This window comes from Pseudomonas sp. SWRI77, from assembly GCF_014269105.1.
Classification (GTDB): domain Bacteria; phylum Pseudomonadota; class Gammaproteobacteria; order Pseudomonadales; family Pseudomonadaceae; genus Aquipseudomonas; species Aquipseudomonas capeferrum.
In genome coordinates this window covers 20,850-43,171 of sequence record NZ_JABWRV010000016.1, presented here as the reverse complement: position 1 = coordinate 43,171, position 22,322 = coordinate 20,850, and the positions used below count along the sequence as shown (strand labels likewise).

Sequence of the window (22,322 nt, the reverse complement as noted above, 5' to 3'; positions counted from 1 at the left end):
AAATTGTTGCTGGAGATGTATCCCATGAGTTCCCTGACCGCGCCTTCTGCTGCGTTGGCCGCCGCCCCTGCGCCGGCCGCCCCTGCGCAGTCGGCGTTCGGCCTGCAGGTGGTGGTGGGGCTGTTCGGCGTGTTGCTCGCGGTGTTATGCGCCGGCCTCAACGAGGCGGTGACCAAGATTTCCCTCAACGACATCCGTGGCGCCATGGGCATCGGTGCCGACGAGGGCGCCTGGCTGTTGGCCGTGTACAGCGCTGCGTCGGTGTCGGCGATGGCCTTCGCACCCTGGCTCGCCACGACCTTTTCGCTGCGCCGCTTCACCCTGTCTGCCGTCGGCCTGTTCGCCGTGCTGGGCCTGCTGCAACCCTTCGCCCCCAACCTGCACAGCCTGATGCTGCTGCGGGTGCTGCAGGGTTTCGCCTCTGGCGCCTTGCCGCCGATGCTGATGAGCGTCGCACTGCGCTTTCTGCCACCGGGCATCAAGGTCTATGGCCTGGCCTGCTATGCCCTGACCGCCACCTTCGGGCCGAACCTCGGCACGCCGCTGGCAGGCCTGTGGACCGAGTATGTCGGCTGGCAGTGGGCGTTCTGGCAGATCATCCTGCCGTCGCTGCTGGCCATGGCTTGTGTCGGCTGGGGCCTGCCGCAAGACCCACTGCGCCTCGAACGCTTCAAGCAGCTCGACTGGCGTGGCGTGCTGCTTGGCCTGCCGGCCATCAGTTGCATCGTCCTCGGCTTGTCGCTGGGTGACCGCTGGGGCTGGTTCGACTCGCCGCTGATCTGCTGGCTGCTGGGGGGCGGCCTGCTGTTGCTGGTGCTGTTCATGTACAACGAATGGTCCGAGCCGCTGCCGTTCTTCCAGCTGCGCATGCTCTCGCGGCGCAACCTGAGTTTTGCCTTGTTGACCCTGGCCGGCGTGTTGGTCGTGTTGTCTGGCGTGGGCACCATCCCGTCAGCCTACCTGGCGCAGATCCAGGGCTACCGCCCGGCGCAGACCAGCCCGCTGATGATGCTGGTGGCCATGCCGCAACTCATCGCCCTGCCGCTCACGGCCGCGCTGTGCAACCTGCGCGTGGTGGATTGCCGCTGGGTGCTGGCGATCGGGCTTGGCATGCTGGCGGTGTCGTGCGTGGGCTGCAGCCTGTTGACCTCCGAATGGATTCGCGGCGATTTCTACCCCTTCTACCTGCTGCAGGTGTTTGGCCAGCCGATGGCGGTGTTGCCGTTGCTGATGCTTTCCACCAATGGCATGACCCCGCAGGAGGGCCCGTTCGCCTCGGCCTGGTTCAACACGGTCAAAGGGCTGTCGGCGGTGATTGCCGGTGGCCTGCTGGATGCCCTGGGCACCGTGCGCCGGCATTTTCATTCCAACCACCTGGTCGACAGCCTGGGCAACGCGCCGTTGATCGATGGCAGCGCCACCGGCCTTGCCCGACGCATTCATGAACAGGCCCAGGTACTGACCTCGGCCGACCAGTACCTGGTGATGGCCTGCATCGCCGTCGCTTTGATCTGCCTGATCCCCTTCGTGCCTACCCGGATCTTCCCGCCGCGTGCGGTGGCTTGAGCCCGTGAATGAATTCGAGAACTTGAGATGACCAACAACCGCAAGACAATCATCATCGGCTCGGTGCTCGCCGTGGCCGTGCTGGCCGGCATCGTCGGCCCCTGGATGTTTGGCAGTGACCACCGCCAGCGCACCAACGACGCCTACGTGATCGCCGACTACACCGTGGTCGCGCCCAAAGTCGCAGGCTTTATCAAGGAGGTGCTGGTCGAGGACAACCAGCAGGTCAAGGCCGGCCAGTTGCTGGCGACCATCGATGCCCGCGACTACCAGGCCGCGCTCGACGCTGCCCAGGCGCAATTGCTGGTGGCCAAGGCGCAGAGCGCCGACGCCCGCGCCACGCTGGAGCGCCAGGCGGCACTGATCGCCCAGGCCGAGGCCGCGGTAAAAGCGGCCCAGGCCGAAACCGCCTTCGCCGATCATGAAGTCAACCGCTACAGCCGCCTGGCCGAGCAGGGCGCCGGCACCGTGCAGAACGCGCAGCAAGCGCGCAGTGGGGTCGACCAGGCCCGTGCGCGCCTGGCCAATACCCAGGCGGCCTTGCTGGCGACACGCAAACAGGTGGATATCCTCACCGCCCAGGTGGCCAGTGCCGATGGCCAGCTCAAGCGTGCTGAAGCCGGGCTGGAAAAGGCCCTGCTGGACCTGTCCTACACGCGCATCACCGCACCGGTGGACGGCATGGTCGGTGAGCGTGCCTTGCGCGTGGGCGCCTATGTCAACCCGGGTGCTCGCCTGTTGTCGGTGGTGCCGTTGCAGCAGGCCTATGTGGTCGGCAACTTCCAGGAAACCCAGCTGACCCACGTGCAGCCTGGTCAGCCGGTGAGCATCACGGTCGACACCTTCTCTGGCGAGCAACTCAAGGGCCATGTCGAGAGTATTGCGCCGGCCACCGGGGTCACCTTTGCCGCCGTCAAACCCGACAATGCCACCGGCAACTTCACCAAGGTGGTGCAGCGCATTCCGGTGAAGATCGTCTTCGATGACGGCCAGGCGCTGCTTGCACGGCTGCGCGTGGGCATGTCGGTGGAAGCCACCATCGATACCCGTGGCGACAAGCTCGAGGGCAAAGAGGTGAGCGCGCGATGAAGCCAGCATTACGCTTGAGCCCGTTGTTGCTGGCTGTGCTCATGGCCGGCTGCACCCTGGGGCCGGACTTCCAGCGCCCCGCCAGCCAGGCCCCGCAACAGTGGGCGGCGCTGCAAGGCGAGGCCGCAGCAAGCCAGCCGCAAGCCGAGCCGCTGGAGCTGCGCTGGTGGGAAACCTTTCACGATGCCCGCCTCAGCGCGCTGATCCAGCAGGTCACCGAACGCAACCTGGACCTGCAGATGGCCAGTGCACGCCTGCTGCAAAGCCGCGCCCTGCGCAGTACGGTGGCGGCGGACGAAGTGCCTTCGGTGGATGTGAACGCGGGCTACAGCCGTGCTCGCAACAGCGCCGAAGGCCTGAGCGACCCCTCTGGCCATGCCGGTAAGTCTGCCTTCAACCTGTGGCAGGGTGACCTGGTCGCGGGTTGGGAGCTGGACCTCTGGGGCCGCGTGCGGCGCCATGTCGAGGCTGCCGATGCGACGGTCGAAGTGGCCGAGAACGACCGCCGTGGCGTGCTGCTGGTGCTGCTGTCGGAAACCGCCGGCAACTACATTCAATTGCGTGCGGTACAGCACACGCTCGATGTCACCCGTGACAACCTGAAGGTGGCGCAGCACAGCTTGAAGCTGTCTGAAAACCGCCAGGCCGAAGGTGTCGCCACCCGCCTCGACGTGGCCCAGGCCAGTGCCCAGGTCGCTTCGATCGAAGCCCGCCTGCCCAGCCTGGAGGCCCGCCGCGACGACCTGATCAACGCCCTCAGCCTGCTCGCGGCCGAACCGCCACGCAGCCTGCAGGCGCAGCTGCTCGAAGGCGGTGAACTGCCCGCGCCGCAACAACAGTTCGCCATCGGCTTGCCGTCCGAGTTGGCTGAGCGCCGCCCGGACATTCGCCAGGCCGAGGCGCGGTTGCACGCGGCAACCGCCAGCATCGGTGTGGCCAAGGCCGACTTCTACCCGAGCATTCGGCTGTCGGGCAGCATGGGGTTCCAGGCCATGCAGCTGTCCGACTTCGGCGGCTGGGACTCGCGCCGCTTCGCCTTCGGCCCGCAACTGTCGTTGCCGATCTTCGAAGGGGGGCGGCTTAAAGGCACGCTGGAGTTGCGCGAGGCGCAGCAGCAGGAAGCGGCGCTCAACTACCGCAAGGTGGTGCTCGGCGCCTGGCATGAGATCGACGATGTGCTGCGCCTGTACAACGCCAGCCAGTTGCGCCGCGACCACCTGGCCGAGGCGGTGCGGCAGAACCGCATCGCCCTGGAGACTGCCCAGCGCCAGTATGTGGAAGGGGCGGTGGACTTTCTCAATGTGCTGACGGTTCAGGGTGCGTTGCTGGCCAGCGAAGAGCAGTGGATCGACAGCTCGGCAGCGGTTTCCCAGGCCTTGGTGGGGTTGTACAAGGCGCTGGGCGGGGGCTGGCAGGCGTTTGATACTCAGCCGTCGAAAAAGGTGTGACGGTTGCGCTGGCTGTGCTGGCCAAACATCAAAGCGGACGCAGCAAGCCGAACCGCTTGCGCAACACCCAGCCCAGCAGCCGCCGCGGCAACAGCCTGGCGATCAGCGGCAACGCTGTGCTGCCATTGCCCAACCTCACCACCGCAGGCACCGCCGTTTTGCGCGTGGCCGCCAGCACCCCTTGGGCAAACACGGCTGCCGGCGTCGGCCGGTCCTGCGACGCCCGGGCGCGTGCCTGGACGTACTCGCGCAGCGGCCACCACGGAGAATCCGCCGCCAGTACCTGCTCGGCCTGGCGCTGGGCATTGCTGGCGAACTGCGAGGCGATCGCCCCCGGTTGCACTTCCATCACCCGAATGCCAAACGGCGCCAGCTCCAGGCGCAGGGCATCGCTCAGGGCGTTGACCGCGGCCTTGGAAGCGCAATAGGCACCGGCGAATGGCGTGACCAGCACCCCGGAAACGCTGCCGATGTTCACCACCAGCCCGCGTGCGCGACGCAGCAGCGGGAACAGCGCGCGGGTCACGCCGACCACGGCGAATACGTTGGTTTCGAATTGCTGGCGCATAGCGTCTACGCCGCCGTCGAGCAGCGGGCCCATGGCGCCGTAGCCGGCGTTGTTGATCAGGATGTCGAGGCCGGCGTGGCGCGCTTGCAGCTCATCGGCCAGTTGCGTCAGGGCATCGCTGTCATTGACGTCCAGTTGCCGGGCGGTGAAGCCGGCAGCGGACAACTGCTCGACGTCTTCAGGCTTGCGGGCGGTGGCCCAGACCTCGTGGCCGGCATCGCGGAAGGCGTTGGCCAGGGCGCGGCCGATGCCGCTGGAACAACCGGTGATCAGGACGGTGGGCATGGGGAGGGCCTTGGGTCTGGGAATTGTGTGTGGCCTGCACCGGCCTCTTCGCGAGGCAGGCAATGCGTCAATTGGCAAATGTACCTTGCAGCCGCTCGGCACGAAACTCCAGCGTCTGTGCCCGGTAGCCGGAACGCAGAGGCGGTACCGGCAGGCAATCGTTCCATTCGGCACCCGGTTGCAGCTCACCCGGCCCGCGATAACGCGGCGCGCTGTAGGTGTTTTCGGCAAGGTTGACGGTATCGCCCGGCGCATACGCGCCCACGCGCCATCGCAGCTCGGTGAGCGGGACTTTGTTGCCGTTTTTCATGTGTACGTGCAGCGCGCGGTCGGCGGGGCACTTGTCAGGGGCGTAGCTCAGGCGCAGGTCCAGGCGTGCCAGTTGCGTGGCTTCGCGGGTGTCTTGCCAGGCGACGAACAGGGCGACCAGGCCCAGGCCACAGACAGCGGCCAGGGATATCGGCAGGGCTTTGGCCGGGTAGCGCAGCAGCAGCACCAGCCAGGTGAGGATGAGGAAGGCACCGATGATCATGGGGCTTGCAGACCTTGGTTGCGCGGGGTCTGACCATCGTAGCTTGAAATGGGGGAGGGCTCAAAAGCGGGAGGGCTTTGCCCTCCTTTCGCGACACAAGGCCGCTCCTGCCGGATCGTGTGACCTTTGCAGGTGCGGCCCCGGGGTTTCACTTACTGCGCGATGGTTTTCACCGAAACACCACGCTCGACCGGCGTCGAGGTGCGCCCGTAGACGTCCTCGAAGCGCTCGATATCATCCTCGCCCAGGTAGCTGCCAGACTGCACTTCGATGATCTCCAGTGGGATCTTGCCTGGGTTGCGCAGGCGGTGGATCGAGGCGATCGGGATGTAGGTCGACTGGTTCTCGGTCAGCAGGAACACGTTCTCGTCGCACGTCACTTCGGCAGTGCCGGACACCACGATCCAGTGCTCGGCGCGGTGGTGGTGCATCTGCAGCGACAGGCTGGCGCCCGGCTTGACGGTGATGTGCTTGACCTGGAAGCGGCCGCCCATGTCCACCGAGTCGTACGAGCCCCATGGGCGGTACACTTCCAGGTGGTTCTGGGTCTCGCTGCGGCCCTGCTCGTCCAGGGTCTTGACCATCTGCTTGACGCCTTGGACCTTGTCCTTGTGGGCAATCATCATGGCGTCCTTGGTCTCGACCACGACGATGTTCTCGAGGCCGATCACCGATACCAGCTTGCCATTGCCATGGATCATGCAGTTGCGGCTGTCCTGCACCACCACATCGCCTTTGGTGACGTTGCCGTTGTCGTCCTTGTCGTGCACTTCCCACAGCGACGACCAGCAGCCCACGTCGCTCCAGCCCGCCGACATCGGCACCACGCAGGCACGCTGGGTCTTCTCCATCACCGCATAGTCGATGGAGTTGTCCGGGCAGCAGGCGAAGGTGGCTTCGTCGATGCTCAACACATCGTCTTCTTCCTGGCTGCGTTCCAAGGCCAGCACACAGGTGTCGTAGATGTCGGCGTCGTGCTTTTTCAGCTCTTCGAGGAAACGGCTGGCGCGGAACAGGAACATGCCGCTGTTCCAGAAGTAGCCACCGGCCTTGACGAACTCGGCGGCGCGTTTTTCATCGGGTTTTTCGACGAACTGCGCAACCCGCGCCACGCCTTCTGGCAGCAGTGCGTCCTGGCTGGAGCGGATGTAGCCATAGCCGGTCTCAGGCTTGGTCGCCGGCACGCCGAACAGCACCATCTCGCCACGCTCGGCGGCCACGGTGGCCAGGGCCAGGGCGCGCTGCAGGGCTTTCTGATCGTCGATCACGTGGTCGGCAGGCAACACCAGCATCAAGTCGTCGCGGCCTTCGCTGACCAGCTTCATCGCGGTCATCGCCACGGCGGGCGCCGTGTTGCGGCCGAACGGCTCCATCAGGATGGCCTGGGTTTCAAGTTTCAACGCGCCGAGCTGCTCCTGGACGATGAACTTGTGGTCCTTGTTGCAGACCACGATCGGCGCATCCATGCCTTCGAACACCAGGCGCTGGATGGTTTGCTGGAACAGCGTGTGTTCACCGGTCAGGGCCAGGAACTGCTTGGGGAACTGCTTGCGCGACAGAGGCCAAAGACGCGAACCGCTACCACCAGAAAGAATTACCGGGATCATGATGTTTCTCCAATAAGGTCGTTAACGAGGCAGGGGATCAGTGGGTGGACACTGGGCGGGTGACCCAGACCGGCGACAGGCTGCTGCCCGAGCCGGTGACGTACAGCACGGCAGCTTCGCCGCGTTCCAGGGCGACGGGTTTGACGTCGCTGACTTTCTTGTCACCTGCATACAGGGCGAGGTTGACCTTGACCGGGTTGATCTCACGCTCGCCACGGCCTTTGGCTGCTACCGGGGTGACCACTTCAGTCTTGCCATCGGCGGTCTTCAGGGTCAGCGACTGGTCGCTGAGGTTCTGTACGCGTACCAGGGCTTTCTGCTTGTTCTTGAACGGTGGCTCTTCGATCAGTTGCGGGTTGCCGCTGCCGCTGTTGACCAGGGTGTAGTACTTGTCCGAGGCCAGCTTGACCGGGACGCTCTTGCCGCCGACCTGGGCGGTGTAGTCGCCACCGGGCAGGAAGCTGAAGTCGCTGCTGGCCTGGGCGCCGACTTGTTTGATCTGGGTGTTGCCGACCGAGGCGGCGGCCGGGGCGCTGGCAGCGTTGTACAGGCGCACGAAGGTCGAGCCTTTCGGCGCGGTCGGGCCATACAGCGCGGCATCGGCGCCGGCGAAGGCCTGCATCGAAGCAAGGGAAAGGCCGGCCGCGAGGGTGAGGGCTTTGGCAATGGAAGTTTTGGTAGTCATGTGCGTGTTCCTCTCTATCGATCAGTGGTTCGTCCGGGTGGACGACAGGGCCAGGTTTTCTTCGGATTTACGGGTGTTTTTCAGCTGCGCGATCCACTGCGGATCAAAGCTGCTGAGGTCGTTTTTCATGGGCAGATAACGTTCGGGGAATTCCCACACCACCACTTGTGGCGCGGCATTTTTGAAAGCATCGCTTTGCAGGTACTTGAGCATCGGCAGCAGCGGGCCATGGCCGTCTTCGGCGTAGTTGGCGACGTCGCTGTGCAGGGCTTGCTGCAGGGCACCGAGGAAGTTCCAGTGCGGGTTGGCGCTGTAGCTGGTGCCTACCAGTGCGACCGGAATCTGGCTGTCGGCGAACAGCGCATCGCCTGCCTCGCCTTCGGTTTCGGCTGGGCGTGTTGTGCGTTGCTGCAGGTTGTCCGGCGCCGGTAACAGGTTGCTGAACAGCGGGTCGAGTGGCAGGAAGTTGGTCAGGTCGCCCTTGTACGGCGCGGTATTGCCGGCTTCGGTGATGAAGGCCTGGGGGTCACCATTGAGCAAGCTCTGGCGGCTGACCGCTTCGGCCAGCGCCTGTGCGGCGACTTCGGCGCCCATCGGCGTCCAGTGGGTGTCGGTGCGCAGGAATACCTGGCCACGGGCCTTGGCCTGCTCCAGGGGCGCCATCAGGTCCGGGGCGAACACGTTGGCCTGGCGGGCCTGGGCATGAAACTGGTTGTACAGGTCGTCATGCAGGCTGGCTGGCAACTCCTTGCCCACATACTCCGAGTAGACCCGCGCCTTGGCCGGCACGATCGCCAGCACCAGCTGGCTGCCATGCTGCTGCAGGGTGTCGCGCACGCCACGGATCAGCGCCAGGTTTTCCTGCATCAGTTGCTCGGCACCGGCGGTGGGTTTGAACTCTTCATCGCTGAACAGCCATTGGTCGCGGCCCAGCACCACGCCTGGGCGCCCTTCGTTGAACAGCTTGAAGTCCAGTGCCGCCCAGAGGTTGGTGCCCAGGCGCTTGATCGGGAACTGCTCGTCGTAGTGGGTCTCGGCGGCCTTGGCCAGCTTGCCGTTGAGCAAGGTCATCTGCGCGGTGCGCTGGAAGCTGTCCAGGCCGCCAGTGGACCAGGCGCCCATGCCGACCAGCAGGCCGAGGAACGACAGCGAATAGGTAATGCGTAATGTCCGGGTCATGGTCATCAACCTCAGAACTGGAAGTAAAGGAACGGCGAGTAGCTCTGCGCCGAAAGCTTGAGGATCGAGGCCACGAACAGCAGCAGGATCAGGACGCGGGTCATCACCCGGGTCCAGTCCAGGCCAATCGAGCCGTCGGCGTTGATCTGCACCGGGGTCGCCTGCGGCGTCGGCTTGGCATTGCGGTAGAAGTCGCGCAGGCCGAAGTACGCCAAGGTGAGGTAGGCGATGATCAGGGTGGCTACTTGCAACCCGGTGAGCTGGGCGCGGTTGAGCTCCGACAGCTGCCATTCACCAAAGCTGAACATGGCGCCGTACATGCGGCCGGCCACGTGCAGGTTCTCGGCCCGGAAGATCACCCAGCCAACCACCACCAGCAGGAAGGTGAACGCCCACTTGACCGGGTTGAAGCGCTGCGGGTTGGTGTCGAGGCCCAGCGCCCGCTCGATGGCCAGCCACATGCCGTGCCAGGCGCCCCAGATGATGTAGGTGAAGTTGGCGCCGTGCCACAGCCCGCCCAGCAGCATGGTCAGGAACAGGTTGCGGTAGGTATTGAAGGTGCCTTTGCGGTTGCCGCCCAGGGTGATGTACAGGTAGTCGCGCAGCCAGGTCGACAGGCTGATGTGCCAGCGGCGCCAGAACTCGGTGATCGACTGGCTGATGTACGGCTGCTTGAAGTTCTCCATGAAGCGGAAGCCCATCATCAGGCCCAGGCCGATGGCCATGTCGCTGTAGCCGGAGAAGTCGAAGTACAGCTGCGCGGTATAGGCCAGGGCGCCCAGCCAGGCGTCGCCGGTGGTCGGGTTCTGCAGGGCGAAGCAATGGTCGGCGACCACTGCCAGGGTGTCGGCGATGAACACTTTCTTGATGAAGCCCTGCATGAAGCGGGTGCAGCCTTCGGAGAACTTGTCCAGGGTGTGGGTACGGTTGTTGAACTGGTCGACCAGGTCCTTGAAGCGCAGCACGGGGCCGGCGATCAGGTGCGGGAAGATCGCCACGAACGCTGCGAAGTCGATCAGGTTGCGGGTGGCCGGGGTGTCGCCGCGGTACACGTCGATGATGTAGCTGATCGACTCGAAGATGTAGAACGAGATACCGATCGGCAGCAGCACGTGGGTGAGGATGAACGGCTCCAGGCCAAACGAGCTGACGATCGCGTTGAGGCTGTCGACGCCGAAGTTGGCGTACTTGAAATAGCCGAGGATCGCCAGGTCGACGCCCACGCCCAGCAGCAGCCAGCGCTGCGCCGGCTTGGTGCGTACGCCTGCTGCGCCGACTTTAAGGCCGATCCAGTAGTTCCACAGGGTCACGCCGGCGAACAGGGCGAGGAAGTCCACGCGCCACCAGGCATAGAAGATGTAGCTGGCGACCAGCAACAGCAGGTTGCGATAGCGTTGCCCGCTCAAGTAGTACAGGCCGAGGAAGATCGGCAAGAACAGGAACAGGAACACGTTGGACGAGAAGACCATCCCGGTTCTCCTAATTTGTTCACAGCATCCAGGGCAAAGCGCCCCCCAAACCCCCCAGTTCATGACTGGAGAGCAACTCATTTCCTGTGGGAGCGGGCTTGTCCCGCGAAGAGGCCCGAAAGGGCAAAGGCGTTGTCGCTGCTGACGCCTTCGCGGGGCAAGCCCGCTCCCACACAGATCACCCCCGACAGGGGTGTTACTTCTTCGAAGCCGCGCTCGGGTCATAGACCCGGGTCAGGTTGCCGCCCAGCCTGAAGCTGTCGAATGGCTGCATGCCGTGCTTGCGCTCAAGCGTGTCGCCCACGCACTGGTACAGCGCGCACCAGGGCTCGAGCCAGGCGTACTTGCTGTCGACCTTGAGGTCTTTCATGTCCTGTTTTTCACCTGCGCGCTCTGCGAAATGGCGCGGGTCGCGGGCGCCGGCCAGCACGCCTTCGCCCAGGCGCTGCAGGGCGAAGTTGTTCTCGCTGCGCAGGTCCACACCGTTGGCCTTGGCGAAGCTTGCGATCATCGCCAGCGGCGGCAGGGCGTAGTTGTGGTAGGCCAGGGCGCGCTGCTTGCGCTTGACTTCGTTGGGCAAGAAGCCCTGGTCGTCGATCTGGTTGGCGCCGACCTTGTATTCCTTCACGGCCCAGTCGAACAGGTCGCGGCGGTCGGTGGCCACGGCGGTGGCCATCACCGACCAGGCGGCCCAGTAGCTGTGGTTGTTGATCTTCTCCAGCGGCAGGTCGCTCCAGTCACGCACGGTCTGTTCGGCCAGGCGGGCGAACCAGCGCTCGATCTGCTCGGCTTCGGTCTGGTGCGCGGCCAGGGGCTGCGAATTGGAGAACTTCAGGCGCAGCCATGAGCCGCTCATGCTGCCCAGCGCCCATTTGCGCATCGACTTGCCGGTGTGGTTGTAGTCGGTGGACAGCAGCGCATCGGCGCGTGCCCAGGCCCCCAGCCAGGTCAGGGTGCAGTCGAGCTGCGCCGGCCGGCCATCACGCATGTACTGGTTGACCATCTTGGCGACGCCACGCTCAAGCGTGGTGATGTCTTTGGTGGAATCGCGGAAGGCCTGTTCCGAGTCCAGGTTCAGGGTCGCCCGTGCCTTGTCCGAGCCTTCGTACTTGCTGCGAAACTGCAGCGCGCCGGTGTAAGGCTTGGGCGCCGCTTCACAGCGGAACTTACCGTCGCTGGTCTTGAGCTTTTCGATCCCCTCGTAGTAGCCCTGAGGGGGCACCAGCGCGGCATGCGCGGCGCCGCCGACCAGGGCCAGGGCGAGCAGGGCGGGGCTGATGATGTGCTTGAACGTGGTCATGGTCGCCTCACTGGCCGGCTTGCGCGGTGTGCGCAGGCACGGCGAAGTTGTTGCGTTTGCAGAGTTTGGCCTCGACCTTCTGGGTGCCGTTTTCCGGCCCCTGGACCTCGAAGGCCAGCAGGTTCTGGTTGGCCCAGTCCTCGTCCTCGCGCATCTGGAAGACGAAGCGGCCGTCGGTGTCGGAGGTTTCCGGCTTCTCCAGCTTGATGTCCTCGTGGCGGCCATTGAGGTACCAGAGGGTCGCTTGCAGCACCTTGACCGAAGGGTCTTCGAACTTGACGTCCATCTGCAGGTTGCGGTTGATCAGGTCTTTGATCACGCCGCCCTTGCCGTTGACCATCAGCTCGTTCTTGCCAGGCTTGAGTGTGCTGCTGGCGCTCATCAGGGCCGGGCGCGCGTCGCAACCGTCGTCGAGCAGGCCGAGGATCTGCCGCCAGATGGTTTCCTGGTCCAGGCGATACAGCGGCGAGAATTCCCAGATGAGGATCTTCGGTGGGTTGTTCTGGAATTCCTCGCTGCCCAGGTACTGGATCATCGAACCTTCCAGGCCACCGCCAGGGAAGGCGACGTTGAGCACGTCGGCGCCGATGTACTGCTCGAGGAAGCCCGAGAAGTTGTAGTTCTTGCCGCTGTGGCTGGTACCGACCAGGGTGATCTGCGCATTGCCGCCGTCGCCGAACAGGTCGTCGCCGCCGCTGGCGCCTTTCGGCTCGGTGGCGAACTGGTCCATGTACTGCACGGCGTAGCTGGTGCCGCAGAGCTGGCCGGCGACGTTGTGCAGGGTGCCGGTCTTGCCCATGCGCCCAGATTTGTGGGTTTCGAATTCCTTGCGCGGGATGCCTTCGAAAGCCGGCATGTGGTGCACGGTATCGGCCACGATCTTGGCGGCGCGCTCGGCGCCATATGGCGTCCAGTGCTGGTCGCCGCGGAAGTAGAAGTCCTTGCCCTGGTCGGCGGCGGCCAGTTGCTCGTTGGTCAGCGGCGACAGGTCGGGGACGTTGTAGCCCATGCCGGCGAAGCGCTTGAGCATGGCTTGGTAGTTGCTCAGGGCCTTCTGGTAGTCGAAGGCGGCCTTTTCTTCGGGCTTGAGCATGTTGCGGTTCACCAGGCCACGGGTCGGCTGGTAGACCACGACCAGTTCCACGCCACGTTTCTTGAACGCGTCGTGCACCTGCTGCAGGCGTTTGTAGCCGGCGGGCGTGGTGGTGAACTCGGTGCGCAGGTCTTCGCGGGTACGGAACAGCCAGTCGCCCTGGGCCTGCACCAGCGTGGTGAAGTTCTGCTGGTAGCGGGTGGTGTAGCGGCTGGCGTCGTGCGCCTCGGGGCACAGCTGGCAGCAGGGTTCGGCGCTGAACGTCGGGGCTTTCACCTCGTCGGCGCGCACGCCCTGGCTGATCGCCAGGAGGGCGGCGGACAGGCCCAGCAGTTTCATCAGGTGTGGAGTCATGGTCTGGGCTTCCTTAATCGATCATTTCGGTCTGGCGTTCGACCGGGTCGATCAGCACAGCCTTTTGCTGGCGCACCAGCAGGTCGAGGATTTCGTCCTGGCGCTCGCCGAGGATGCCGTTGAGGCTGATGCCGTTGGCCTTGCGCGGCGCGAGCATGGAAACCTTGTACAGCTCGACCGACAGCGGCGAGTCGATCGACAGCGGCCCGGAACCGTTGGCCGCCAGCTCACCGCCGACCACGATCAGCGACACCTTGGTGTCGAACGGGTCGAGGGCGATGTCGCGGTCGGTGTCGGAGAGGTCCTTGATGTGCCCGTAGACACCGACCAGGCCGTTGGCCATGGCAACGTTTTCGTACAGGCGGATGTTCACGCTGTTGCGCACGCGGATGCCGTGGCGTCGGTTGTTGATCAGCTTGTTGCCCCAGATCAGGTTGTCGCCGCTTTCGTACAAGGTGATGCCGTCGGTGTGGTTGCGGTAGATCTCGTTGTAGGCGATCAGGTTGTTGACGCTGTTACGGTCGATCACCACGCCCGAGAGCTTGTTGTCGTAGCTCTTGTTGTTGATGATCCAGCTGTCGTTGACCTCACGCGAGACGATGATGCCGTGCTTCTTCTTGGTGCCGTACACGGTGTTGCCGGCGATGATCAGGCGGTGCGAACGGTCGTGCGGGTCGATGCCGTAGACGATGTTGTCGCGGTAGGTGTTGTCCTTGACCACGAAGTCCTGGGTCTCGTAGCAGTAGAAGCCGTACCACATGTCGCTGAACTCCGAGCCGATGATCCAGCCGGTAGGTTCGGCGCGGCCCATCTGCTTGGACATGTTCGGCGTGTACTGCGAGATGCTCACACCGTAGGACTTGGACTTGGCGTAGCCGAAGCTGGCCATTTTGGTATTGACGATGTAGGTCTCGGTACCGCCCCACGACAACAGGAACGGGCGGAACTCCTTGGGCGAGCGGAAAGTGGCCGGGCCGTTGTCCTTCTCGCGCCAGCCGGTGACCTGGGTGTCGGTGACGAACAGCTTGCCGTCGTTGACCAGGAACGCGCCGCCTTCCTGGGAAAGGCGCAGTTGCTTGACCTTGCCGTCGATCTCTAGGATGCCCTTGTGCCCCACCACGATCGGCAGGCGCGACAGGTACACGCCCGGCTCGACTTCGCGCAGGTACTGCTTGGGTACCTGCTTGCTCAACTCGACCAGGTCGACATGGCCGTCGTCGACGAAAATCGCCTGCGGGATGCCATGCTGACGCTGCACCCACTCGGCGGCCTTGTTGTCACCGCCGATGAATTCCTTGAGCGACACTTCTTGCAGCATGCGGCGCACGCTGACCTTGCCTTTGTGGCTGCGGTCGATCTTTTTCTGCACGGCCTCGGCGGTGAATCCGGTGAGGTCGGGCAGCTTGGGCGGGTCCATGTGCAGCGGTTCGACCGGTGCGGCAGAGATGGTGTAGGTCTTGGCCTGCTGCAGTTCCTTGGCGACTGCCGTGGGTTCTGCGGCGACGGCAAGGCCTGAGGCCAGCAGCAAGGCGCTGGCCAACAGGCTGTGACGTAGGTGCGGGTGAAGGGTCATGGCAACAAATCCTCTACCGGCCTCAGAAGCGCCAGATCACGTCGACGAAGGCACGGTGCATGTACGAGTCCGCTTCCTTGCCATAGGCATCGCCCGGCTTGAATACACCGGCACGCAAGCGCACCAGGGCGGACGGTTCGTCGATGGCCTGGCTCATCGAAGCAGGCAGCAGGCCCTGCTTGAAGTACTTGGTCACGACCACGTCCATTTCCTGGCCGAGGTCTTTCTCGCCGTTGACCAGCGGGCGGCTGACGCCGTTGTCGTTGACTGCAGCATTGATGCCGCTGGAGCCAATGTTCTGCTGGCCATCTACGCGCCAGAACTTGTGGTAGATGAAGCTGGCGTCGTAGTCATCGCGCAGCTGCCAGGAGGCAAACAAAGTGGCTGCCTGCAGGTTGCCCAGCTCGCCGCGGAAGGCTTCGCCGAAGCGGTGCACGCGCGAGCGGGTACCGGTGAAGTTGGAGCGGTTGCTCTCAAGGCCGGTCTGCTCGAAGTTGTTCGAACCGTCGTCGCCACCGCCGCCGCTGCCACGGGCATAGGCCGCGCCGACTTGCCAGTTGGGGTCCAGGCGCAGGCGGATGCCGAGGTCGGTGGCCCAGGCGTTGACGTCGCCGCTCTGCTTGCCGGTAGCCACCTGCTCGTCGCCTACGGCCTGGCTGCTCAGGGTGTCGCGATCACCGGTCAGCCAGGTCAGGCTGCCCCAGTAGTTGACGGTGTGATCGTTGCGCCAGTTGTAGGCGTCGCTGTTGGCCTCCAGGCCCAGCCAGGTGAGGTCGCCGGTGCGGGTCTTGTCCAGCGCATCGACCGTCTCGCCGGGGTTTTTCAGGCTGCCGCTGTCGTGGGTGTGGTGGGCGCGTACGCCAACCCAATGGCCAGGCGTCCACTGCGTGGCGACGTTGCCATAGATGTGCGTGCGGTCCTTGTCTTCCGGGGCCAGCTCGGTGAGGTCGGTGCGGTACTCGCTGAAGCGCTGGGCCACGCCCAGGTCAGCCTTGAGCAAGGTGGTGTCGAAGGACCAGTTCAGCGCTTCGATGTTGGTGTCGCGCCACATGCCGTCGTCGCTGCGCAGGCGCTGGCGGCCGAAGCGCAGCTGCTCGCCCGGGTAGGCGGTGAGGCCGCTGTAGCCGACCCAGAACTCGCGCATGGCCAGGTAGTTTTTGTCTGGCTTGCGGCTGTCGTCGCCGGTGTCGGTGGTGGTGCCGTCATCGTTCTGGCGCAGGGTGTCGGTTTCGATGGTGTCGGTGGCGGCAACCGCCTGGCCCATGGCATAGGCGCTCCAGTTGCCACGCTCGCCATACACCCATGGGCGCAGGTCGAGGCCCAGGCCGTTGACGTCGCCGCCAGGGCGGGTGCCCAGGTCGCGGTCATCTTCCGATTGACCGGTGATTTTCACGTCCAGGCCGAAGTTTTTCTCGGCGGTCATGTCGGCCAGGGTCGGGCAGGACCACAGCAGGGCGAAGCTCAGGCCAATGCCGGCTTTCACGAAGGGATTGAGCGTCATAGCGAGTCCTCACCGTCTACTTCTTTTTCGTCGTCTTGCAAGGCTTCGAGGGCCAGGGTGCTGTTGGCGCCTTGGCTCATGCTGCCGCGTGCCTGCTTCTCCTGCGCCAGCAGGCGTTGGGCCTGGCTGCGCTGGTCAGGCGAGAGTTGCTGGTCGAGTTGCTGCAGCAGCTCGCTGGACTGTGGCGTCGGGTTTAGCTGCGACAGCTGGGCGAATACCCAGGCGTTGGTCGGCTCGCTGCGGATGCCATGGCCTTCGCTGAACAGCTGGGCCAAGGCATAGTCGGCGCTGTTCTGGCCGCCACGGGCGGCGGTCAGCAGGTGGTCGACGGCTTTCTGCGGCTCGACATTGCCCAGGTAGCCGCGGCGGTACAGCTGGCCTAGGTAGTAATGGGCGCTGATTTCGCCAGCGTCGGCGGCGGCCTGCAGGTGCTGTTCGGCCTTTGCAGCATCGGCCGGCAGTGTCTTGCCTTCGTAGTAGAGGCGGCCCAGCAACAGTTCGGCGCGCGGCTGTTCGGCTTCGCGGCCTTTGTCGATGTAGGCCATGAGCTGGTCGGTATCGCCCAGTTCGGGGAAGTCGTAGACCAGTTGCGCCAGGCTGACCCATGAGGCCGGGTTGGCCGGGGCCACATGTTCGAGCAGGTCCTTGGCGGTCTTTTCGTCGGTCTGGCCGAGGCTGCGGTCGGCCAGCGCGCGGGCGACGCTGTCGACCCGGGTGGCCGGTACGGCGCCACGGGCATAGGCGGACTTCAGCTGGCCCAGCAGTGCGGCTTGCTGGTCGGCCTGGCCGCGCTTCTGGTACACGGTGGCCAGTTCGACGTAGCAGATGTCGGTGGTGTTCAGGGCGGCCTTGCAGATCCGCTCGACCTCGCCCAGGTGCTGGTCGTAGGTGCCCTGGGTGCGATACAGCAGCACCTGGGCCAGGCCCGCCTCGGGATTGCCGGCCGCGCGCCACTGGTCGATCTGCTGTTGCGCGTTGACGTTGGGGAAGCTCTGCGGGTATTGCAGGTAAAGCATCGCCAGCGGGATCAGGGTGTTGCTCTCACCCTGTTGGGCGGCGCGCTTGAGCAGGCTTTCGGCCTCTTCGCGTTCTGCCTGGGTGCTGTCGGGCTTGGCCACCAGCAGGCGGCCAAGGCGCGCCTGGGCCCGTGGCGAGGTGGCGGCCGCAGCGCGGTAGGTGGCCTCGGCTTGCTGGATTTGCGCCGGGTCACGGGTGGCCACCTTGATGTCGGCCAGGCCCACTTGCGCGTCGCTGTAGCCCAGGTCGGCCAGGGCCTTGTAGTTGCGTTCAGCCAGGGCGGTGTCGCCGCGCTTGAGGGCTTCGTTGGCCAGACGCTGGTCGGGCAGGCCGGCACAGCCGGCCAGGGCGATGGCCGTGGCCAGTGCACAGAGGCCCAGGCTTGCGCTTTTCTTATGGGGAATCATCGCTGGATCCTCTTACAGCCCACGGGCCGCGGCTTTGTCGATCAGCCAGTTGAGCGACGGGCCACGGTCGCTGCTGACCGAGGCCGGGCGCCCGGCCAGTTCGGCCGGCAGGCCGCTGTCAGGCTTGATTTGCACGCGGATGTCGGCGGCCAGGTTCTCGTTGTCGAGGCTGGCGCTGCTGACGATCTGGCCAGTGCGCACTTCGTCTTCGCCGGCCACCTGGAAGTTGACCCGGGTACCTGGCTTGACCTCGTCGAACTGGCGGTAGCTGAAGCGGGCCTCGACCATCGGGTTGCTGGTGCGAGGGATCAACTGGAAGATCGGCTGGCCCTTGGCGGCGTACTGGCCGTCGTCCACCAATTGCCGGGCAACCACGCAATCGCAGGGGCTGGTGAGGGTGCCGGAGAGTTGCTTGCCGAACAGCTCCTCGACCTTGGCCGGCTCCAGTTGCGAGTCGTCCAGGTGGCCCTTGAGCATGTCCAGCATACTGGTGCTGAAGCTTGCCAGCGGCGCGCCCTTGACCACCAGGCCACCGCTTTCGACCAGGCTGTTCACGGTGCCGTCGCGGGGCATGGTGACGCTGGTGGTGGGCACCGCGACCACGCCGGCTTCGGCGTGGCTGACGAAGTACATGCCGTACAGCGACTTGGCCACGAAGCCGAAGGCGGCCACACCGACCACGAACACACCCAGGGTCACGCCGACCGCCTTGAGGCGGCCGAAAGCGGTCAGGCCGCTGCCGCCATCCTTCTGTTTGCGCGCCTTGGTGAAGTTGTCGCGCTGCAGCGTGCTGAGCACATCGCCGATGCTGATCAGTTCGCCCGACAGATGGCTGGTGATGATGTGGCGCAGGGTGGCGATGTCGCGCGGTTCGAGGTTCTGGAACTGCGCGCCGGTACGGCCATTGCTCGGGTTGAAGGAGCGCACCTGGAACTCGATGTCGATCGACAGGCCCAGGTTGTCGACCACGAACTGCAGACGCCCGCGCAGCACATCGCCCACCGACAGTGGCTGTTTGCTGTGGAAGCTCAGGCCACCGGCGGACAGGTCATCGACCTTCACTTCGTGGGTTTGGCGCTGGGTATCCAGGAAGCGCAGCTTGGCTGGAATGCGCACCCGGGCGTGTTGGCGCTGGGCTTCGGACTCATGCACGACGTTGACGTTCACGGCGGTATTCATGGTGGTTTGTTCCTGTTAGATCCGATCCGGTTGGGCTCACACGACCATGAACAGCACAGCAACGAAGATGCTGGCCGCCGAGAAGGTCATGGTCCGCGAGGACCAGGTGTTGAACCATTGTTGAAAGCTGGCGAGGTCACGCTTGAGGGCAGTGGGCTGGCGGGTCCAGGACTGCTTGTCGAGGCGGAAGAACACGTAGATCTTCATCATCGCGCCGACGATCTGGTTGTAATAAAGAATCAGCGGATAGGCCGGCCCGACCTTGTGCCCCGAGCACAGCAGCATCACGGTCAGGATCAGGCGGGTGATGCCGATCCACAGCAGGTACACCAGCAAGAAGCCGAGGCCGAACTTGAGGCTGGCGATCACCGCCACGGTCAGGCCCAGGAGGCTGGTCCACATCGACACGCGCTGGTCGAACAGGACGATGCTGGTGAACAGCCCCAGGCGCTGCAGGCCCAGGCCCAGCGCGCGCGAGTTCTGCCGCAGGTTGTTGCCGTACCAGCGGTACATCAGCTTGCGGCTGGCCTTGAGGAAGCTTTTTTCCGGCGGGTGCTCGACCGTGTTGATCGCGGCATCCGGCACGTAGAAGGTGTCGTAGCCAAGGCGCATCAGGCTGAACCAGCTGGACTTGTCATCACCGGTGAGGAACTTGAAGCGGCCCAGGCGCCAGTGCATCAGCGAGTCGCTTTCGACGTCGGCGATGAACTCGGGGTTGGTCACCACGCTTGCGCGGAACATCGACATGCGCCCGGTCATGGTCAGCACGCGCTTGGACAGGGCCATCGAGCACATGTTGATGTGGCGCTGGGCGAAGCGCAGCTTGTGCCACTCGCTCATGATGTAGCCGCCGCGCACTTCGCAGAATTCGTTGGTGGTCAGGCCACCGACATTGGGGTAGAGCTTGAACCAGGGCACGGTCTTGCACACCACGCCATCGGCCAGCACGGTGTCGCCATCGATCACGGCCACCACGGCGTTTTCGTCCGGGAGCATCCGCGAGATGGCGCGAAAACCATAGGCCAGGCCGTCACGCTTGCCGGTGCCGGCGATGCGCACGATGTCCAGCTTGACGTGCTCTGGCGGGTTGTATTTGGCCCATAGGCTTTTCACCAGCAGTTCGTCCGACATCTCCACCAGCGAGCAGACCACGGTGGTGGGGAAGCCGCAGTTGATGGCTTCGCGGATCACCGAGCTGTACACCTGTGCGGTGGTCAGCGCATCGATACGAAAACTGGTGACCATCAGGTACACATGGGACGGGTCCGCGGCCTTGCCCAGTTTCTGCACCTTGCGGCGCAGGTACGGGTAGACGGCGTAGAGGAAGATCATGCCGCGGATGAAATGGGTGGCGCCCATGGAGTAGCGCCAGATGCCGACTGCGCCGACCAGGAAGATGAAGTGCTTCGACTGCGAGTCGAAGATATCGGCGGGCAGGGCCAGGGCGATCAGCATGAGCAGGCTCATGTAGAGCAGCCATCCGGCGCACTGCAACAGCACTGTCTGGAGCCTTTGCATGTTCAGCATCCGTCGCGAAATCAGGGAAGGAAGGGCAGCGCTTGGTGGGTAAGGAGTACCCGCGCTGCCCGGCCAGGGGTGTTACCAGCAGATGCCTTCGGTACGGCTGGTGCTGCAGGTGGCGTTGTTCATGAAGCCGACCAGGTCAATCACCTGCTTGCCAGCGGGTGCCTGCTGGGCCAGGGCGCGGAACTGCTCGTCACGGTTGCCCAGGACGATGATGTCGGCGTTGTCGATGACCTGCTGGAAGTCGGCGTTGAGCAGCTTTGATACGTGGGGGATCTTCGACTCGATGTAGTCTTTGTTGGCGCCGTGGACACGGGCGTACTGGACGTTCTCGTCGTAGATGTCCAACTGGTAGCCCTTGCCGATCAGGCGCTCGGCCAGCTCCACCAGCGGGCTTTCGCGCAGGTCGTCGGTGCCGGCCTTGAAGCTCAGGCCGAGCAGGGCGACCTTGCGCTTGTCGTGGGCTTCGATCAGCTCGAAGGCGTTTTGCACTTGCGACTCGTTGCTGAGCATCAGCGAATCGAGCAGTGGCGCTCGCACGTCGAGGCTGGCGGCGCGGTAGGTGAGGGCGCGTACGTCCTTGGGCAGGCACGAGCCGCCGAAGGCAAAGCCTGGGCGCATGTAGTACTGGGACAGGTTCAGCACCTTGTCCTGGCAGACCACGTCCATCACGTCGCGGCCATCGACACCTACGGCCTTGGCGATGTTGCCGATTTCGTTGGCGAAGGTGACCTTGGTGGCGTGCCACACGTTGCAGGTGTACTTGATCATCTCGGCCACTTCGATCGGCTTGCGGATGATCGGTGCGTCGAGCTCTTCGTACAGGCTTTGCAGTACGTCGCCGCTGGCGCTGTCCAGTTCGCCGATGACGGTCATCGGTGGCTGGTCGTAGTCTTTGATCGCGGTGCTCTCGCGGAGGAACTCAGGGTTTACCGCAACGCCGAAGTCGACCCCGGCTTTTTTGCCCGAGCAATCTTCCAGAATCGGGATCACCACGTTCTTGACGGTACCTGGCAGCACGGTGCTGCGTACCACGATGGTGTGGCGGCGGGTTGTGTCGCGCAGTACGTAGCCGATTTCGCGGCACACCGATTCGATGTACTCAAGGCCCAGGTCGCCGTTCTTCTTGCTCGGCGTACCGACGCAGATCATCGACACATCGCTGGCGCGGATGGCCTCGGCGAAGTCGGTGGTGCCGCGCAGGCGGCCATTGGCGATGCCTTGTTGCAGCAGTGCTTCCAGGCCAGGTTCGACGATGGGCGACTTGCCCTGGTTGATCAGGTCGATCTTGGTGCTGGACACGTCCACGCCAATCACTTCATGGCCTCGCGCCGTCAGGCAGCCTGCACAGACCGCACCTACATAACCCAAACCAAAGATGCTGATACGCATCGCTATCACCTCATGTGTGTTTATCACGCCAGCTCTTCAGGAAGAGCCGGGCCAGGTTGATCAACATCAGTTTCCGGGCGCACGGGTCCATGGCGAATGCACACTTCGCCGAGCGCAGGCAAAATTAATCCGGAGCGCGAAAAGTTATGCGCTCAAACTTGGCAGTCAAAAGCCATTATTAAAAAACGTGCCTTGGTCTTCAGCCGTCTTTATTGCAATGCGCTACTTGGCGCACTGCTGTGCTTGTTCTTTCAAGTGGATAAATCCTTTGAAATCAACCACTAGGACGAATTGTAAGGGCGCGTCTCTCCTGCTTGGACAGGGCTGTCGGGGGGAGCCCGTTATTCCTGTCGAAGTTGCCGGGGCCGGTAGTGGATACCTGCCGTTGTCATCTGTAAGTCATTTCTCACAGCCCGTAGGCAGGAAAATCGTTACGGCACTATGAGCGATTGGGCGTAGCAGAAGTTCCTGGGTGGATTCTGCACCGATGAAAGATTTCTAAATAATTCTTCAGTGGCAAATAGTTTCATTCTGATAGCACCGGGCAGTTTCGT

17 protein-coding genes are annotated in these 22,322 nt (G+C 64.1%); 3 read left to right on the top strand and 14 right to left on the bottom strand.

Annotation, left to right across the window (positions count from 1 at the left end):
• Positions 1 to 24: 24 nt before the first annotated feature.
• The 3 genes from HU766_RS16350 to HU766_RS16340 are packed head-to-tail and all read left to right on the top strand — an operon-like array spanning position 25 to position 4,103.
• Positions 25 to 1,566: an MFS transporter gene (locus HU766_RS16350; protein WP_033702889.1), complete on the top strand. Its 1,542-nt coding sequence runs from the start codon at positions 25 to 27 to the stop codon at positions 1,564 to 1,566.
• A 27-nt stretch (positions 1,567 to 1,593) separates the two neighbouring features.
• Positions 1,594 to 2,655 (top strand): HlyD family secretion protein, encoded by a 1,062-nt coding sequence (locus HU766_RS16345; RefSeq protein WP_186658795.1) that lies wholly within the window; start codon positions 1,594 to 1,596, stop codon positions 2,653 to 2,655.
• The gene (locus HU766_RS16340; protein WP_186658792.1) at positions 2,652 to 4,103 is read left to right on the top strand and encodes an efflux transporter outer membrane subunit; all 1,452 of its coding nucleotides are present in this window, start codon (positions 2,652 to 2,654) and stop codon (positions 4,101 to 4,103) included. The genes HU766_RS16345 and HU766_RS16340 overlap by 4 nt, the downstream gene beginning before the upstream one ends.
• A gap of 28 nt (positions 4,104 to 4,131) precedes the next feature.
• On the opposite strand, the gene HU766_RS16335 is transcribed toward HU766_RS16340, so the two are convergent.
• The 14 genes from HU766_RS16335 to HU766_RS16270 form a co-directional block, all read right to left on the bottom strand.
• Positions 4,132 to 4,956: an SDR family oxidoreductase gene (locus tag HU766_RS16335; RefSeq protein WP_095064187.1), complete on the bottom strand. Its 825-nt coding sequence runs from the start codon at positions 4,954 to 4,956 to the stop codon at positions 4,132 to 4,134.
• A gap of 67 nt (positions 4,957 to 5,023) precedes the next feature.
• Entirely contained in the window at positions 5,024 to 5,488 is a 465-nt protein-coding gene (locus tag HU766_RS16330) for a hypothetical protein (RefSeq protein ID WP_033702885.1), read from the bottom strand.
• 152 nt (positions 5,489 to 5,640) lie between these two features.
• A complete protein-coding gene (locus HU766_RS16325; protein ID WP_033702884.1) occupies positions 5,641 to 7,095 on the bottom strand; it encodes a mannose-1-phosphate guanylyltransferase/mannose-6-phosphate isomerase in 1,455 nt (484 codons plus the stop codon).
• A gap of 37 nt (positions 7,096 to 7,132) precedes the next feature.
• Positions 7,133 to 7,780 carry an alginate O-acetyltransferase AlgF gene (locus HU766_RS16320; RefSeq protein ID WP_033702883.1) on the bottom strand — a complete coding sequence of 216 codons (648 nt, stop codon included), beginning with the start codon at positions 7,778 to 7,780 and terminating at the stop codon, positions 7,133 to 7,135.
• A gap of 21 nt (positions 7,781 to 7,801) precedes the next feature.
• Positions 7,802 to 8,959: an alginate O-acetyltransferase gene (locus HU766_RS16315; protein ID WP_186658789.1), complete on the bottom strand. Its 1,158-nt coding sequence runs from the start codon at positions 8,957 to 8,959 to the stop codon at positions 7,802 to 7,804.
• A gap of 11 nt (positions 8,960 to 8,970) precedes the next feature.
• On the bottom strand, positions 8,971 to 10,428 hold the full coding sequence (locus HU766_RS16310; protein WP_033702881.1) for an MBOAT family protein: 1,458 nt from the start codon (positions 10,426 to 10,428) through the stop codon (positions 8,971 to 8,973).
• Between the two features lie 196 nt (positions 10,429 to 10,624).
• Positions 10,625 to 11,728: a mannuronate-specific alginate lyase gene (locus HU766_RS16305; RefSeq protein WP_186658786.1), complete on the bottom strand. Its 1,104-nt coding sequence runs from the start codon at positions 11,726 to 11,728 to the stop codon at positions 10,625 to 10,627.
• Between the two features lie 7 nt (positions 11,729 to 11,735).
• Positions 11,736 to 13,175: an alginate O-acetyltransferase gene (locus HU766_RS16300; RefSeq protein WP_186658783.1), complete on the bottom strand. Its 1,440-nt coding sequence runs from the start codon at positions 13,173 to 13,175 to the stop codon at positions 11,736 to 11,738.
• 13 nt (positions 13,176 to 13,188) lie between these two features.
• Positions 13,189 to 14,748: a mannuronan 5-epimerase AlgG gene (gene algG / locus HU766_RS16295; protein ID WP_033702877.1), complete on the bottom strand. Its 1,560-nt coding sequence runs from the start codon at positions 14,746 to 14,748 to the stop codon at positions 13,189 to 13,191.
• A gap of 22 nt (positions 14,749 to 14,770) precedes the next feature.
• A complete protein-coding gene (locus HU766_RS16290; RefSeq protein WP_047582654.1) occupies positions 14,771 to 16,249 on the bottom strand; it encodes an alginate export family protein in 1,479 nt (492 codons plus the stop codon).
• Entirely contained in the window at positions 16,246 to 17,673 is a 1,428-nt protein-coding gene (gene algK / locus HU766_RS16285; protein ID WP_186658780.1) for an alginate biosynthesis TPR repeat lipoprotein AlgK, read from the bottom strand. The genes HU766_RS16290 and algK overlap by 4 nt, the downstream gene beginning before the upstream one ends.
• 12 nt (positions 17,674 to 17,685) lie before the next feature.
• Entirely contained in the window at positions 17,686 to 18,852 is a 1,167-nt protein-coding gene (locus HU766_RS16280; RefSeq protein WP_033702874.1) for an alginate biosynthesis protein Alg44, read from the bottom strand.
• 36 nt (positions 18,853 to 18,888) lie between these two features.
• Positions 18,889 to 20,370: a glycosyltransferase family 2 protein gene (locus HU766_RS16275; protein WP_177326484.1), complete on the bottom strand. Its 1,482-nt coding sequence runs from the start codon at positions 20,368 to 20,370 to the stop codon at positions 18,889 to 18,891.
• 81 nt (positions 20,371 to 20,451) lie between these two features.
• Complete coding sequence (locus HU766_RS16270; RefSeq protein WP_095064190.1) at positions 20,452 to 21,768, bottom strand: UDP-glucose/GDP-mannose dehydrogenase family protein; 1,317 nt, start codon at positions 21,766 to 21,768, stop codon at positions 20,452 to 20,454.
• Positions 21,769 to 22,322 lie beyond the last annotated feature (554 nt).

What these genes read in the sequence shown, in the direction of transcription:
- HU766_RS16330 (WP_033702885.1), bottom strand. Translation starts at nt 5,488, where the DNA reads ATGATCATCGGTGCCTTCCTCATCCTCACCTGGCTGGTGCTGCTGCTG.
- HU766_RS16320 (WP_033702883.1), bottom strand. Translation starts at nt 7,780, where the DNA reads ATGACTACCAAAACTTCCATTGCCAAAGCCCTCACCCTCGCGGCCGGC.
- HU766_RS16340 (WP_186658792.1), top strand. Translation starts at nt 2,652, where the DNA reads ATGAAGCCAGCATTACGCTTGAGCCCGTTGTTGCTGGCTGTGCTCATG.
- HU766_RS16335 (WP_095064187.1), bottom strand. Translation starts at nt 4,956, where the DNA reads ATGCCCACCGTCCTGATCACCGGTTGTTCCAGCGGCATCGGCCGCGCC.
- HU766_RS16275 (WP_177326484.1), bottom strand. Translation starts at nt 20,370, where the DNA reads ATGCAAAGGCTCCAGACAGTGCTGTTGCAGTGCGCCGGATGGCTGCTC.
- HU766_RS16305 (WP_186658786.1), bottom strand. Translation starts at nt 11,728, where the DNA reads ATGACCACGTTCAAGCACATCATCAGCCCCGCCCTGCTCGCCCTGGCC.
- HU766_RS16300 (WP_186658783.1), bottom strand. Translation starts at nt 13,175, where the DNA reads ATGACTCCACACCTGATGAAACTGCTGGGCCTGTCCGCCGCCCTCCTG.
- HU766_RS16290 (WP_047582654.1), bottom strand. Translation starts at nt 16,249, where the DNA reads ATGACGCTCAATCCCTTCGTGAAAGCCGGCATTGGCCTGAGCTTCGCC.
- HU766_RS16350 (WP_033702889.1), top strand. Translation starts at nt 25, where the DNA reads ATGAGTTCCCTGACCGCGCCTTCTGCTGCGTTGGCCGCCGCCCCTGCG.
- algG (WP_033702877.1), bottom strand. Translation starts at nt 14,748, where the DNA reads ATGACCCTTCACCCGCACCTACGTCACAGCCTGTTGGCCAGCGCCTTG.
- HU766_RS16310 (WP_033702881.1), bottom strand. Translation starts at nt 10,428, where the DNA reads ATGGTCTTCTCGTCCAACGTGTTCCTGTTCCTGTTCTTGCCGATCTTC.
- HU766_RS16325 (WP_033702884.1), bottom strand. Translation starts at nt 7,095, where the DNA reads ATGATCCCGGTAATTCTTTCTGGTGGTAGCGGTTCGCGTCTTTGGCCT.
- HU766_RS16315 (WP_186658789.1), bottom strand. Translation starts at nt 8,959, where the DNA reads ATGACCCGGACATTACGCATTACCTATTCGCTGTCGTTCCTCGGCCTG.
- HU766_RS16280 (WP_033702874.1), bottom strand. Translation starts at nt 18,852, where the DNA reads ATGAATACCGCCGTGAACGTCAACGTCGTGCATGAGTCCGAAGCCCAG.
- algK (WP_186658780.1), bottom strand. Translation starts at nt 17,673, where the DNA reads ATGATTCCCCATAAGAAAAGCGCAAGCCTGGGCCTCTGTGCACTGGCC.
- HU766_RS16345 (WP_186658795.1), top strand. Translation starts at nt 1,594, where the DNA reads ATGACCAACAACCGCAAGACAATCATCATCGGCTCGGTGCTCGCCGTG.
- HU766_RS16270 (WP_095064190.1), bottom strand. Translation starts at nt 21,768, where the DNA reads ATGCGTATCAGCATCTTTGGTTTGGGTTATGTAGGTGCGGTCTGTGCA.